Here is a 14,669-nt window from a genome sequence, read left to right as displayed (position 1 = left end):
CCGACAATGCCTATCCCATAGCTAGGCTGCCCAGGAAAAAATCTTGCCCGGGTTCATCAGGTTGCGCGGATCGAGTGCGTGCTTGATCGAGCGCATCGTATCGACGGCGACATCGCCGTGTTCTTCGAGCAGAAAGCCCATCTTGTGCAGGCCGACGCCGTGCTCGCCGGTGCAGGTGCCGTCCATGCGCAGCGCGCGTTGCACGATGCGATGGTTCAGACGCTCAGCTTCCGCTAGCTCTTCGGGCTTGTTCGGGTCGATCAGGATCGCGACGTGGAAGTTGCCGTCGCCGACATGGCCGACGATCGGGCAGGGCAGCGGCGACGCTTTCAGATCCTGCTCCGTTTCCACCACGCATTCTGCGAGACGCGAGATCGGCACGCAGACGTCGGTCGTGACGGCGCGGCAGCCGGGCTTCAGTTGCAGCATCGCGAAATAGGCGTTGTGACGCGCGTTCCACAGACGACTGCGGTCTTCCGGGCGCGTCGCCCATTCGAAGCCTTCGCCGGCATTCTGCGCGGCGATCTCCTGGACCAGTTCGGCCTGTTCCTTCACGCCGGCCTCGGTGCCGTGAAATTCGAAGAACAGCGTGGGCGCTTCGCGCAGCGTCAGATTCGAATGGCGGTTGATCGAGCGGATCGCGAGCGAGTCGACGAACTCGACGCGCGCGATCGGCACGCCGATCTGGATCGTTTCGATGACCGCGCGCACCGCATCGCCCATCGACGCAAATGCGCATACCGCGGCGGAGACCGCTTCCGGTTGCGGATAGAGGCGCACAGTGATTTCGGTGATCACGCCGAGCGTGCCCTCCGAGCCGACGAACAGACGCGTCAGGTCGTAACCCGCCGACGACTTGCGCGCCCGCGTGCCGGTCTTGATCACGCGGCCATCGGCGAGCACGACGGTCAGGCCGAGCACGTTCTCGCGCATCGTGCCGTAGCGCACGGCGTTGGTGCCCGACGCGCGCGTGGCCGACATGCCGCCGATGCTCGCGTCGGCGCCCGGGTCGATCGGAAAGAAGAGGCCGGTGTCGCGCAGCGCTTCGTTCAACTGCTTGCGCGAAATGCCGGGCTCGACGGTGACGGTGAGGTCTTCGGCGTTGATCGACAGCACGCGGTTCATTTCCGACAGATCGATCGACACACCGCCTTGTACGGCGAGCAGATGTCCTTCGAGCGATGAACCGTTGCCGTATGGAATGATCGGCACGTTGTACTGGCCGCACAGTTTGATGACGGCTTGCACGTCTTCGGTCGTGCGCGCGAACACGACGGCGTCAGGCAGTTGGGGGTCGAACGGCGATTCGTCGCGGCCGTGGTGGGCACGCACGGCTTCGGCAACCGACACGCGCTCGCTGAAGGTCGCTTTGAGGGCGTCGAGCAGCTCGGCGGGAAAAGGCCGGCGCAGCGGGGCCGGCGGTACGGGATGATTCACGCATGTCTCCTGTGTCGACCGGAGTTAGCGCTTTAGCGCTTACTCCGGTCCCATGCAACGCGGTCGACCGGAGTTAGCGCTTTAGCGCTTGGTCCGGTCCCATGCAACGCGGTCGACCGGAGTTAGCGCTTTAGCGCTTGGTCCGGTCCCATGCAACGCGGTCGACCGGAACGAGCGCAAAGCACCGACTCCGCTCCCATGAAAAACGATTGCTGAAATTTTGGGTACAGCTTGTTTGCAGCAGCTATTTCATTTTACGCCGATCGCCCGCCGGCCGGCGTCAGGACGCTCACCGCTTCTATAATGACGGCGACTTCACGATGCGCGCAATATGGATAAACGCGATGGCCGGCCGGCCGTTTTGCGCTGAACCGTGCCATTTGCATGGACGCATCGTCACTGAATGGATGGGAGACATCATGGGCAACCGCTTGAGCAAGATCGCGACCCGCACGGGCGACGACGGTACCACCGGACTGGGCGACGGTCGCCGCGTATGTAAGGACAGCGCGCGCATTGCCGCGATTGGCGATGTCGACGAACTCAATTCGAACCTAGGCGTGCTGTTGTGCGAAACGCTGCCTGACACGGTGCGCGCGGCGCTGGTCGCGATCCAGCATGATCTGTTCGATCTCGGCGGCGAACTCTGCATTCCCGGCCACACGATGATCACCGACCGGCACCTCGCTCAACTCGACGGCTGGCTCGCCGATTACAACGCGGCATTGCCGCCGCTGAAGGAGTTCATTTTGCCGGGCGGCTCGCGCTCGGCGGCGCTTGCGCATGTGTGCCGTACCGTCTGCCGCCGCGCCGAGCGGGCGATCGTGGCATTGGGAGAAGACGAGCCAATCAACGCGGCGCCGCGTCAGTACGTGAACCGGCTATCGGACTTGCTGTTCGTGCTCGCGCGCGTGCTCAATCGCGCTGACGGCGGCACCGACGTGCTGTGGCAGCACGATCGCAACGCGGGCTAGCGTGCGGACAAGCGGCACACGTTAGCCGACGGCCAGCGTAACCGGCTTGCCGATGCGGCTCATCATTTCGACCAGCGTGTCGATGGTGAACTTGGTGGTTTTCTTGTTGACCACGTCGGATACACGCGGACGCGACACCATCAGAATCTCGGCGGCCTCAGCCTGCTTCAGATGGTGTTGTTCGATCCAGCTGGAGAGTTCGGTCATCAATTGCTCTTTCAGCAGCCGCGTGTCGTTGATCTGCTTTTGCGATGCGGTGTGCAGGCGCTTCGCCTCGGCGGCGGAAAAGCCCAGTTCGAGGAACAGATTCGCACCGGGCCGGGTCACGTGACGAATTTTCGTGTCGATCGTCATTTGTTAAGTTTTCCTATCGTTGATGATGGCGCGGTATCGCGTCTCGGCAATCGTCCTGTCATGCGGCTCCAGCTTCTGCGCTTTTTTCTGGAAGCAATGCAGCACATACAGCGCTTCGACGTACTTGGTCACGTACATCACGCGAAAAATGCCGTCAGGATTCCTGACGCGGATTTCGCGAGTTCCGGCGCCGATCGAGTCGAACGGCTTCCAGTCGTCCGGGTCGAGTCCCGCCTGGATCTTGCCGAGCTGGAATGCCGCTCGACGACGTGGTTCTTCGGGAAAGGCGAGTAAATCGCGATAGCTGGAACCCAACCAGCGAATTTCTTTTTCCTTCTCCATAACCGCCCTTTCTGTACAAAATTTTATACGTACCATCCCAGCAGGTCAAGTCGCCCGCGACCCGGCGATGAGCTGTTACGGTACAGAGGCGGCACATGAAGCACCATTCGGCCGTTCGGCCAAAAAAAAGCCCGGCTCGACGAGCCGGGCTTTCTACGGATCTGCCTGAAGGCAGCGTGGCAGCGCTTTAGTTGCCGCTGCCGCGCGCAACGCGCCGTTGCTTGACCGCTTCGGCGAGACCTTCGAGCACGGCGACGCTTTCGTCCCAGCCGATGCACGCATCGGTGATGCTCTGGCCGTACGTCAGTGCGCAACCTTCCTGCAGATCCTGGCGGCCTGCCACCAGGTGCGACTCCACCATCACGCCGACAATCCGTTCGTCGCCCGAAGCAATCTGGCGGCCGATATCCGCGCACACCGGAATCTGGTTCTCGTGCTTCTTCGAACTGTTTGCGTGGCTCGCGTCGATCATCAGGCGTGCTGCGAGACCGGCCTTGCCGATGTCCGCGCAAGCCGCGTTGACGCTGTCCGCATCGTAGTTCGGCGTCTTGCCGCCGCGCAGGATGATGTGGCAGTCCTCATTGCCGGCCGTCGACACGATCGCCGAGTGACCACCCTTGGTGACCGAAAGGAAATGGTGCGGCTGCGAGGCGGCCTTGATCGCGTCGACCGCGATCTTGACGTTGCCGTCCGTGCCGTTCTTGAAGCCGACCGGGCACGACAGTCCCGAGGCGAGTTCGCGATGCACCTGCGACTCGGTGGTGCGCGCGCCGATCGCTCCCCACGAGATCAGATCGGCGATGTATTGCGGGCTGATCATGTCGAGGTATTCGGTGCCGGCCGGCAGGCCCAGTTCGTTGATGCGCAATAGCAGTTCGCGCGCGGCGCGCAGGCCGTCGTTGATCTTGAAGCTGTTATCCATATGCGGGTCGTTGATGAGACCCTTCCAGCCGACCGTCGTGCGCGGCTTCTCAAAGTACACGCGCATCACGATTTCGAGTTCACCGGCGAACCGCTTGCGCTGCTCGATCAGGCGCCCGGCGTATTCCATCGCCGCCTTCGGATCGTGAATCGAGCACGGGCCGATGATCACGATCAGCCGGTCTTCCATGCCATGCAGAATCCGATGCATCGCGTTGCGCGAGTTGTAGATCACGTCGGACACCGTTTCGTCGCAGGCGAATTCGCGGATCAGGTGAGCGGGCGGTGTGAGTTCTTTCAATTCGCGAATGCGGACATCGTCGGTGTTGTGCGGGGGCATGTTGTTCTCCTGAATCGGTTCGTAGCGTGTTCGCGCGGGCAACGAAGGCTGTGATGAGGCAGCGATGCCAGAGCGGACCACAATCAAAAAATGTTCAACGACAAAGTTCTAGATGCGGTTTCAACTGCGGTTGCAGATGTGTGAGGCGAAAAAAAACCGCCAGGCTTAGCTGGCGGTTTTTCGGGAATTCTCGGTGTCCTGCGTGCACTAACACCCCTCTCGATCCGCCAGCGGTCTGAGATACCAAAAAAAGTAAAAGTAAAACTTGGCGGACATGGCGAAATGAGGTCGCTGGTCAAAAAGGGTGAGTGACTTTATAACCCGCTCAAGCTCGGCTGGCAAGCATAGGGGCGCAAAAATGCGGAAAACCCGCATACTCCGCCCATTGCATGCACGAAGTATGCGTTTTACGGGGGTCAGGCCGTGCCGCCCACCGTCATCCGGTCAATGCGCAGCGTCGGCTGACCGACGCCCACCGGCACGCTCTGGCCTTCCTTGCCGCACACGCCGACGCCCGAATCGAGCTTCATGTCGTTGCCGATCATGCTGACGTACTTCAGCGATTCCGGACCGCTGCCGATCAGCGTCGCACCCTTGACCGGGTACGTGATCTTGCCGTTTTCGATCATGTACGCCTCAGAGGCCGAGAACACGAACTTGCCGTTCGTGATGTCCACCTGGCCGCCGCCGAAGTTCACCGCGTACAAGCCGTTCTTCACCGACGCGAGAATTTCCTGCGGGTCCTTGTCGCCGTTGAGCATGTACGTGTTGGTCATGCGCGGCATCGGCAGCGCCGCGTACGATTCGCGGCGCGCGTTGCCGGTGACCGGCATCTTCATCAGCCGCGCGTTCAGCGTGTCCTGGATGTAGCCCTTCAGGATGCCGTCCTCGATCAGCGTCGTGCACTGGGTCGGGTTGCCTTCGTCGTCGATATTGAGCGAGCCGCGGCGGTTCGGCAGCGTGCCGTCGTCGACCACGGTCACGCCCTTGGCGGCAACCTGTTCGCCGATACGTCCCGCGAATGCCGACGAGCCCTTGCGGTTGAAGTCGCCCTCGAGGCCGTGGCCGATCGCTTCGTGCAGCAGCACGCCGGGCCAGCCCGGTCCGAGCACGACGGTCATCGCGCCGGCCGGCGCCGGACGCGCGTCGAGGTTGACCAGCGCCGCATGCACCGCGTCGTCGACGTAGCGCGACAGCACTTCGTCGGTGAAATAGCCGTAATCGAAACGCCCGCCGCCGCCGCCGCTGCCGATTTCGCGGCGGCCGTTCTGCTCGGCGATCACCGTGACCGACACGCGCACGAGCGGCCGGATGTCAGCCGCGAAGCCGCCGTCGCTGCGCGCGACCAGCACCACGTCGTATTCGCCGGCGAGGCCCGCCATCACCTGCTGGATGCGCGAATCGCGGCCGCGCGCCATCTGTTCGATGCGCTCGAGCAGCTTGACCTTGGCGGTCGCGTCGAGCGAATGGAGCGGATCGGACGGCAGGTACAAGTCGCGTCCGGCGATGCCGGTCAGCGACGTAGCTGCCTTGATCTTCTGCTTGCCGCCACCCGCCTTGGCAATCGAGCGGGTGGCGAGCGCCGCCTGACGAATCGCTTCGGGCGACAGGTCGTCCGAGTACGCGAAAGCGGTGCGGTCGCCCGACACGGCGCGCACGCCGACGCCCTGGTCGATGCTGAAGCTGCCCGACTTCACGATGCCTTCTTCGAGACTCCACGCTTCGCTGCGCGTGTACTGGAAGTACAGGTCCGCGTAGTCGATCTTGTGCGTGAAGATCTCGGCGAGCGTGCGGGTGAGCAGGGATTCGTCGAGACCGTAGGGCGTCAGGAGGATGTCCTTGGCGGTGGCGAGATTACGGATACCGGGTTCGATGATGTTCATGCGAAGTATGTTCTGCTCGATAGGAGTCGGTTAGCGCCGGAGCCACCATATGAGTGATGGGCGCCGCAGTTTCAATGTCGTTTCAACTGAGCACACGATGACGCCAGGCGGGCAAGCTCTGCCGCACTTCTTCGATGCGCGCACGCTCGAGATTGCCGGCGACCACGCCGGCGCCTTCGTCGCGCACCGCGATGATGTCGCCCCATGGGTCGATCAGCATGCTGTGGCCCCAGGTGCGGCGGCCGTTCTCATGTTTGCCGCCTTGCGCCGCGGCCAGCACGTAACACTGGTTTTCGACCGCCCGGGCGCGCAGCAGCGTTTCCCAATGTGCGCGCCCGGTGGTGTAGGTAAAGGCGGATGGCACCACGATCAGCGCGCAATCGCCCATGCGCCGGTACAGCTCCGGAAAGCGCAGATCGTAGCAGACCGATAGGCCCACGCGGCCGAACGGCGCCTCGAAGCTGCGGACCTCGCCGCCGGGGCAGATGGTGCGCGCCTCGTCGAACGATTCTTCGCCCTTCTCGAAGTTGAACAGATGAATCTTGTCGTAGCGCGCGGCTTCGTTGCCTTGCGGGTCGAACACCAGCGTGGTGTTCAGTACGCGCGATGCTTCCGGCGCGGTGATGGGCAGCGTACCGCCGATCAGCCAGATCTGGTGGCGGCGGGCGGCATCGGCGAGGAAACGCTGGATCGGGCCGTCCTTGTAGGGCTCGCGTACCGCCAGCTTGTCGGTGTCCTTGAAGCCCATGAAGCAGAAGTATTCGGGCAGCAGCACGAGTTGCGCGCCGTCGGCGGCGGCTTCGGCGATCAGGCGCTGCGCTTCGGCCAGATTGCGTTCGCGATCCGGCGTGCTCACCATCTGCAGCGCGGCGATCCGGAAGGTGCTTGGCGGGGAACCGCTGGACGCCGCGGTGGACGAGGGGGGAAGGACGTGTGTTTCGCTCATGAGCGTTTTGGAAAACTCCCGGCAAGGCGGCGGCGCGAGCCGCTGCGCCGCTTACGTCGTTCAGGGCGGGCTGGGGCCGCCGTCGCGGCACTGGGCGCTTGGCCGGCCAAAAAAAGCAATCCGGAGGCCGGATAAGACTCAGTGCGCTTCAACGGTCGAAGCCGGAACGTCCATATTACCGCGATCGCCCGTCACCCGCTCGACGTGCGGTTTCGACCACGAACCGGTGATCGCGTATTCGCGCGCGAATACGTGCGAGACGGAGTGGGTGAGTGCGAGATCAGCCAGCAGCGCGCCCAGCCCGAAGAACGGATTGATGACCGCCGCGGCGATCACTCCGGCGCCCACGCTCACGGTCGGCGTGACGTGGAGATGCATGTCCTGGGACTTCTGCGCGAGATCGACCGTGCCCGTCATGTCGACGCGCGCGGGCGCGGTCACCATCGTGAAGTTGTCCGTGCGGCCGATGCCGTTGTGAATCTGCGCGGTGGCGGTGACGCTGGAAAACGGCAGCCCTTCGCCGATCACGTCGCGGAAATCCAGCGTGGCGATACGCGCGAGGCTTTGCAGGCTGAGCACGCCCAGCAGCGTGGCGACGCCCGGGTCGATCTTGAGGATCTGGCCATGGTGCAAGTCCGCCGCCAGATTGCCGTTGAGCGTCGAAAAGTCGATCACGGCCGGCGCGCCGAGCCATGCCAGCTTGCCCGACAGCGAGCCCGTGCCGCCCTTGATCGTGCGCGGCAGGCCGAAGCGTTCGATCAGTGCGCCGGCGTCCTTGATGTCGAGCTTGAAATCGAACACGGTGCGGCGCGGCGTGCTTTCGTCGGCGGCGGCGCCCAGTCCCGTCGAGGTGCGCCAGTTCGCGGTGGCGCTGAGCGTGGCGGCGGGATTCGTGATGTCGAGCTTGTCGAGCTGCCAGACGGGCACGCCGTCTTCCTCGAAATTGTGCGCGTCGACTTCGAGCCGGCCGACATTGCGCTCGCGCACGATCAGCTCGTTGACCACCAGATCGATCGACGGCATGTTCTGCGCGGGCGCCGACATCGCCGGGCCGAGCAGGTCCTTGTCCTCGACCGATGGAATCACGACGCGCGCAAAGCGCGCCTGCAGCGTGCCCGGCGATCCGCGAGTGGCGCCCGGCAGCCACGACACGTGGCCGGACACCTGGTTCGACGCGATGTTCGCCTGCCATTTGCCGTCCGCATGCGACGCGCCGACGATCACGTCGTCCCAGTGGCGCTTGAGCAGCGTCAGCGTATCGATGTGCAGCGCGAAGCGGTTCGGCAGGAATTGTGTGACGGCCGGATTCGGCGTAGCCGGCGGCGTGGCGGCCGCGGGCGCCGGGGGCGCAGTGGGCGGGGTCCCCGGCGGGGAGTTCGAAGCCGCGCCCTGGGTACGCATCTGCGTGACGAGCGTGCGCCACGCGTCGGCGTCGAACGCAGGGAGGTCGACGGCGGCGACCACGCCTTCGGATGGCAGATCGGCGGGCCTGTTCACGCCGATCGCGCCGCGCACGACCGTCGGCAGCGCTTTGGGCTGATAGCGCAACAAATATGCGGCGACGATCGGGCCGAAGGTCAGGTCGGCGCGTTCCACACCGGCTTCGCCCGGCGCGGCGGACGGGTTGACGGCAAAGTGCAGCGGCATCGGCACGCCGGCCGGCTTGGCGAACGGCGCCGGGAAGTCGAGCGCGAGGCCGGTCAGATCGGAGTTCGCCGTCACTTCCGGCAAGCTGCCCTTGGCGCCGCGCACGTTCAGCGCGTAGGGCGCCGTGCCGCTCAGGCGCGTCAGCACCTGCGCGGCCGGACCATGCAGATCGAGGCCGCGCGCCGCGTCGACGGCGATATGGCCGTTGAGCGCCAGCGCGTACGTGCCGTTCTGCCGCAGCCCGCCGTTGGCATGCACGTCGCCGCCGAGGAACTGCCCGGAGAGCCGGTCGAACTGGGCCGTACGTTCGGTGAAACGCACCCGGCCGTTCAGTTGCGACAGCGGCGGCACGCGCGGCACGCTCAGCCGGTTGTTCAGGAAGCCTACCGCGCCTTCCACGCCGATATGCGGTTTCGGCGTGCGCGGCACCGTCAGCTTGAGCGCGAGTGACGCGGGTCCTTCGGCGCGAATCTTTTCCGTCTGGTGCCGGGCCATGATCCCGAGCGAGCTGTCGTTCACGTAGTCGAGCATGTCGGCGAGCGGCCCGCGCCCATTACCCTGGATGACAAGATTCGACCCCCGGTTGCCGAGGTCGTCGATCCTGCCGTTGACGCCGGTCAGCGCGACGTGCCTGTACCGCCCGCGGGCGATGTCGAAGCGCATCACGTTCTGCTTGAGTTCGAACACGCCGTCGATGCCGTCGAGCGGCGGCCACACGTTCGGCGTGCCGTTGCGCATATTGCGCGGCGGGTAGGGCGAAGGATCGAACTTGCCGCCCTTGAACGGCGCGACGATATGGAAGATGCCGGCGTCGGGATCGCGCGAGTACGGGAATTTGGTCAGGTCGCCGTGCACTTCGATCGTCGCGCCCTGCGAGATGCCCGCCTGCAGCCCGTGGCCAAGATAGATGCGCAGCTTTTCGCTGATGCTGGTCGGCAGATAGCGGGTGATGCGCGGCACTTGGGCGCGCTGGAAGTCGGCCTTCAGATCGAGCGAGCCGCGGCCGTGGCCGGGGTTGCTGTAGCTCGCGCTCGCGGTGGCCGCGACGTCCGCGTTCGAGACCGATAAATTGGCCACCTTCACCGCGAACCCCGGGCGGTTCTCGCCCGGCGCCCTGGGCGTGATGGTCCAGTCGGCGCGGCCATGCAGACGGTCGAGCTTCAGGCGCGGATCGTCGAACACGCCCGGCAGCGTGATGGCCACATTGGACGTGTCGAGAAGCGCGGTGCCATGGTTTTCGTCGGCGTCGACGCTGCCCCACACATTTTCGATGCCGGGGATGCCCGCGCGCGGGTGGTTGCGCGCGGTGAGTCCCGGCGGCGGTTCCTGGGCGGCCACGCTGATGCCCTGCAGATCACCCTTGAAGCGATAGCGCTCGATCGGCTCCGCGCCGGTCGCATGACGATCGCCGCCCACTTCGCCCGACTCCGGCTTGCCGCGCTCGACCTCGATGACGTAGTTGGCCATCAGACCGCGCGGATTGAAGCGCACCAGGTTGTTCAGCAGACGCCGCGGCAGCGGCAGCGCGCGGCTGAATTCCGCGAGGATGCCCAGGTCGACGCGGTCGCCGGCGACGCTCACGAGTTGCCCATGCTGCTGCGACGCCGTCCGGTAGCGGCCGTCGAGCGTCGCGAACTGGAGCGTGCGCGTGAGCGGCGTGCCGTCCTCGAGCGGTGGCTGGCCGAGTTCGGCGCGCAGGTCGGTGAGTTGCAGCCGGTAGTCGCCCTGTTGGGCGAGATCGAGGTGCCACGAGAAATGCGCGACCGGCAGCAGCAGCTTGGGCTGCGTTGGACGCACCCGCAGCGCGACGTCGGCGCCGCTCAGCTTGCCGCTCGCCGTCTTCATGCGGCCCTCGGCGAAGTCGCCCCAGATCGCGTTGTCGATGCGGCCGGCAAACGTCTCGATCGGGAAGTCGATGTAGCGCGCAAGTGTCGGCAGATCGACCGGGCCCGTCGACATGTACACCTGCCCGGTCCAGTTGATCGGCTTGCCGATCGCGCTGAGCGGCGCGTGCCTGAAATGCGTGCGGAAGTCGATCGGGCCGTGCAGCACCTGGCCTTCGGCGGGCGCCTGCAGCGCGAGCCGGTGGTCGTAGCCGTCGTTCAGGATCGCGATGCGGATGTCGCGCAGCGCGAGTTCCGGCGCCGTGTGTTGCGCATCGCGCCAGCGCAGCACGCCGCCGCGCAGCACGATTGCCTGCTGGCGCAGCAGCCAGGTGGAGAGCGTGTCGTTGCCGCTATGCGCGGTCGGCACCGGTACGCCCGCGACCGACAGCACGCCGTCGGCGTTGCGCGAGACCAGGACGTCGGGTTGATCGACGATCAAGCTGGAGAGCACCGGATGAAACTGCCAGAGCGATCGCCACGACAGCGTGGCGGTGGCGTGCGGAATCGTCAGCGCGGGTTTGCCTTCGTGATCGCGGATCACGACGTTGGTCACGTCGACGCCCGGCTGAAAACCGCTCCAATGCGGCGCCAGCTTGCCGATGGTGAACTGCGTGCGCAGCTTCTCGGAAACGACCGCTTCGATGCGCGGGCGGAACGAGTCGATGCGCGGCAGCACGACGTAGCGCAAGCCGAGAAACAGCGTCGTGGCGATGAAGTAGAGGACCAGCGCGATGACGAGGACGACGCGCAAAGTCCGACGCAGCACGATGTGGTCGTGTCCGCTCACAGGTCCGACCTGCCCGGGTTCGTGGTGCTCGGCGGATTCGTTTCGCTCGGACATGCGGCTGCGGGTGGGCGATATGGTAGTTTTGCGGATTAACGACGAAATGTAACACACGGCAAAGGGTCGGCGGACTTCCGGCAAACCCTGTCTGCGCGCCGCCTCACGGCCTGCATCGGTGCGCCGGACGAGGTGTTACAGCAGATCGAACCACGCTATCCAAGCAACGAGCGAGCCAGACCTTTGATGACTGACGCCACACTCCTGAGTTCCAGCTATTCGCACTACGCCGCGCGCGCCACGGCAGCCCGTCCGTCACTCGTCGCGCACGTGGCGGCGCTGGCGGGCGCGCCGCTGACCCGCGAGCGCATCGACGCGCGTTTTGACGCGTTGTGCGCCGAAGCGGCCGGCGCAGCCAGCGTGCCACTTAACGAGGATGCACTCAAACGGGCCTTGCGCCAACTGCGTACCGAGGTGTTTTGCGCGGTGATGGAGCGCGATCTGGCAGGTAAGGCGGACATCGCGGAAGTGACCGGCGCGATGACCGATCTGGCGGAGACGACGATCCAGCGTGCGCTCGCGGTGCTGTCCGCCGAGCTGGAAACGCTCTACGGCGAACCACGCGGCCCGCAGGGCGAGCGGCTCACGCTCGGGGTGGTCGGCATGGGCAAGCTGGGTGGACGCGAGCTGAACGTGTCGTCGGACATCGACCTGATCTTCGTCTATGAAGAGGACGGCGAGACGGCGGGCGGCCAGCGTTCGCCGATCGCGACGCAGGACTTCTTCACCCGCCTCGGCAAGCGTTTGATCGGCGCGCTCGCCGAAGTGACCGCCGACGGCTACGTGTTTAGGGTCGACATGCGCCTGCGGCCGAACGGCGACTCCGGGCCGCTCGTGTGCAGCATCGGCATGCTCGAAGAGTATTTCTACGTGCAGGGCCGCGAGTGGGAGCGCTATGCGTGGATCAAGGGGCGCCTCGTGTCGGAAGGCGCGAGCGACGCCGCGCAGCGGTTGCAGAAGCAGCTCGACGCGATCGTCACGCCGTTCGTCTACCGCCGCTATCTCGACTTCGGCGTGATCAGCGCGATTCGCGCGCTGCATCTGCAGATTCGCCAGGAGGCGCAGCGCCGCGCGTCGATGCGGCCCGACAAGGCCGACGACATCAAGCTCGGGCGCGGCGGCATCCGCGAAATCGAATTCAGCGCGCAGGTGTTCCAGCTGATTCGCGGCGGCCAGGACGCGGGCTTTCGCGTGCGGCCGACGCTCGCCGTGTTGCGGCACGCGGCCGCGCATGGGCTGCTGGATACGTCGGTGTGCGAGAAGCTGTCGGTCGCCTACCTGTTCCTGCGCGAACTCGAGCACCGTCTGCAATACCGCAACGATGCGCAAACCCACGCGATGCCGGTCGACCCGGAAGAGCGCGCCGCGCTGTCGCACACGATGGCTTGCGACGACTACGCGGCACTGATGGCGAAGCTCGATGCGCATCGCGAATTCGTCGAGCAGCAGTTCGACCAGATTTTCGCCGACAAGGTGAGCGGCCGCGACGGCTGCGGCGCGCCTGAAGACGGCGCCGCCGCATGGGTGTGGAGTAGCGCGCTCGCTGACGACAGCGCCGATGAAGCATTGCGCGCGCGTCTCATCGAACTCGGTGTGGCCGAGCCGGGCGATCTGCTCGCGCGCTTGCGCGCGGTGTGGCAGTCATCGCGTTACACGGGGCTCGCCGAGCGTAGCCGGCAACGTTTCGACATCGTCGCGCAGCGAGCGCTGGAAGCCGCGCGTACGCTCGAGCCGCCCGAGCGGCGCGGCGACACGGTCGCGCGCCTGTTCGATCTGCTCGAAGCGGTGAGCCGGCGCGGCGCCTACCTCGCGCTGTTGACCGAGTATCCGCAGGCGCTGCATCAGGTACTGTCGGTGCTGGGCGGCTCGCGCTGGGCGGCCGGTTATCTGATTCGCCACCCGCAGCTGCTCGACGAACTGCTGGACGACGAAGCGATCAATAGCCCGTTCGACTGGCCCGAGTTCAAGCGCACGCTGCGCTTGCGGCTGGCCGCCGCCGACGGCGTGGAGCAGCAGATGGATCTGCTGCGCCACGCGCACCAGGCCGAGGTGTTCCGCATTCTGCTGATTGATCTCGCCGGCAAGCTGAGCGTCGAGCACGTGAGCGACCGGCTGTCGGAGCTCGCCGACGCCGTGCTCGACGTCACGCTCGAAGCGGTCTGGAACCAGTTGTCGAAGCGTCACCGCGAGGTGCCGCGCTTTGCGGTGATCGCCTACGGCAAGTTGGGCGGCAAGGAGCTGGGCTACGCGTCCGACCTCGACGTGATCTTCCTGTACGACGATGCCGACGACGCCGCGGCCGACGTCTACGCCACCTACACCCGCCGCCTGATCACCTGGCTGACCACCGCGACCGGCGCCGGCACGTTGTTCGATGTCGACCTGCGCTTGCGGCCGAACGGCGAATCGGGTCTGCTCGTCACCGACCTGGACGCGTTCCGCCGCTACCAGTTGCGCGAAGGCGACGCGGCCAACACCGCATGGGTCTGGGAGCACCAGGCGCTGACCCGCGCGCGCTACTGCGCGGGCGATGCCGAGATCGGCGCGAAGTTCGAGGCGATCCGCGAACAGGTGTTGACCACGCCGCGCGACGCGGCGCCGCTCGCGAAGGAGATCGTCGAGATGCGCGAGCGCGTCGGGGCGGGGCATCCGAACCACACGCCGGCGCTGTTCGATCTGAAGCACGACCGTGGCGGGATGGTCGATATCGAATTCACCGTGCAGTACTGGGTGCTGCTGCACGCGGCCCGCGATCCCGAGCTGATCCGCAATACCGGCAACATCGCGTTGCTGCGCGAAGTGTCGCGCTTCGGCCTGATGAGCGAGGAAGAAGCCGAGACGGTCGGCGCGGCGTATCGCACGTATCGCAAGTTGCAGCACAAGCTGCGGCTCGACGGGATGGAGAAGGCGCGCGTCGATCCGGCGCTGGTCGGCACCGAGCGGGAAGCGGTGCTGGCGTTGTGGAAGCGGGTGTTCGGGTGAGGCTGTGCCGCGCGACGTGAGAACGGGGCGGCGGGCGTAATCGATCCCCCGCCTGGCTCACGACGTGCAGAAGTATGGGGCGACGGCCGGGGCAAGCGCCAGGGCGAGCGCCCTTC

General features: G+C 65.6%; 9 protein-coding genes. 2 read left to right on the top strand and 7 right to left on the bottom strand.

Annotated features, from left to right (window positions below; genetic code table 11):
- Positions 1-21 precede the first annotated feature (21 nt).
- A complete protein-coding gene (locus HV770_RS07595) occupies positions 22-1,437 on the bottom strand; it encodes an FAD-linked oxidase C-terminal domain-containing protein (RefSeq protein ID WP_175158806.1) in 1,416 nt (471 codons plus the stop codon).
- A gap of 419 nt (positions 1,438-1,856) precedes the next feature.
- Between HV770_RS07595 and HV770_RS07590 the strand changes: the two genes are divergently transcribed.
- Positions 1,857-2,411, top strand: coding sequence for a cob(I)yrinic acid a,c-diamide adenosyltransferase (locus tag HV770_RS07590; protein ID WP_175158805.1), 555 nt, complete (start codon positions 1,857-1,859; stop codon positions 2,409-2,411).
- A 21-nt stretch (positions 2,412-2,432) separates the two neighbouring features.
- Here HV770_RS07590 and HV770_RS07585 read toward each other — a convergent pair whose 3' ends face one another.
- The 6 genes from HV770_RS07585 to HV770_RS07560 all read right to left on the bottom strand — a co-directional run bounded on the left by HV770_RS07585 (position 2,433) and on the right by HV770_RS07560 (position 11,571).
- Positions 2,433-2,765 (bottom strand): helix-turn-helix domain-containing protein, encoded by a 333-nt coding sequence (locus HV770_RS07585; RefSeq protein ID WP_175158804.1) that lies wholly within the window; start codon positions 2,763-2,765, stop codon positions 2,433-2,435.
- Positions 2,766-2,768: 3 nt separating this feature from the next.
- Positions 2,769-3,107, bottom strand: coding sequence for a type II toxin-antitoxin system RelE/ParE family toxin (locus HV770_RS07580; protein ID WP_175158852.1), 339 nt, complete (start codon positions 3,105-3,107; stop codon positions 2,769-2,771).
- 187 nt (positions 3,108-3,294) lie between these two features.
- Positions 3,295-4,368 (bottom strand): 3-deoxy-7-phosphoheptulonate synthase AroG, encoded by a 1,074-nt coding sequence (aroG, locus tag HV770_RS07575; RefSeq protein WP_168664739.1) that lies wholly within the window; start codon positions 4,366-4,368, stop codon positions 3,295-3,297.
- Between the two features lie 416 nt (positions 4,369-4,784).
- Complete coding sequence (gene tldD, locus HV770_RS07570) at positions 4,785-6,251, bottom strand: metalloprotease TldD (protein WP_175158803.1); 1,467 nt, start codon at positions 6,249-6,251, stop codon at positions 4,785-4,787.
- 82 nt (positions 6,252-6,333) lie between these two features.
- Entirely contained in the window at positions 6,334-7,197 is an 864-nt protein-coding gene (locus HV770_RS07565; RefSeq protein WP_175158802.1) for a carbon-nitrogen hydrolase family protein, read from the bottom strand.
- 138 nt (positions 7,198-7,335) lie between these two features.
- Positions 7,336-11,571 (bottom strand): YhdP family phospholipid transporter, encoded by a 4,236-nt coding sequence (locus HV770_RS07560; protein WP_175158801.1) that lies wholly within the window; start codon positions 11,569-11,571, stop codon positions 7,336-7,338.
- A gap of 144 nt (positions 11,572-11,715) precedes the next feature.
- On the opposite strand from HV770_RS07560, the gene glnE reads away from it, so the two are divergent.
- Positions 11,716-14,553, top strand: coding sequence for a bifunctional [glutamate--ammonia ligase]-adenylyl-L-tyrosine phosphorylase/[glutamate--ammonia-ligase] adenylyltransferase (gene glnE / locus HV770_RS07555; RefSeq protein ID WP_484555939.1), 2,838 nt, complete (start codon positions 11,716-11,718; stop codon positions 14,551-14,553).
- Positions 14,554-14,669 lie beyond the last annotated feature (116 nt).

The organism is Paraburkholderia fynbosensis, from assembly GCF_902859935.1.
GTDB classification, from domain to species: domain Bacteria; phylum Pseudomonadota; class Gammaproteobacteria; order Burkholderiales; family Burkholderiaceae; genus Paraburkholderia; species Paraburkholderia fynbosensis.
The sequence above is the reverse complement of the archived record's forward strand: the minus strand, read 5'-3'. Positions and strand labels throughout refer to the sequence as shown.

Bases quoted from the DNA above. Each gene is read 5' to 3' on its own strand.
- HV770_RS07590 (WP_175158805.1), top strand. From the start codon at position 1,857: ATGGGCAACCGCTTGAGCAAGATCGCGACCCGCACGGGCGACGACGGT.
- HV770_RS07585 (WP_175158804.1), bottom strand. From the start codon at position 2,765: ATGACGATCGACACGAAAATTCGTCACGTGACCCGGCCCGGTGCGAAT.
- HV770_RS07580 (WP_175158852.1), bottom strand. From the start codon at position 3,107: ATGGAGAAGGAAAAAGAAATTCGCTGGTTGGGTTCCAGCTATCGCGAT.
- aroG (WP_168664739.1), bottom strand. From the start codon at position 4,368: ATGCCCCCGCACAACACCGACGATGTCCGCATTCGCGAATTGAAAGAA.
- tldD (WP_175158803.1), bottom strand. From the start codon at position 6,251: ATGAACATCATCGAACCCGGTATCCGTAATCTCGCCACCGCCAAGGAC.
- HV770_RS07565 (WP_175158802.1), bottom strand. From the start codon at position 7,197: ATGAGCGAAACACACGTCCTTCCCCCCTCGTCCACCGCGGCGTCCAGC.
- HV770_RS07560 (WP_175158801.1), bottom strand. From the start codon at position 11,571: ATGTCCGAGCGAAACGAATCCGCCGAGCACCACGAACCCGGGCAGGTC.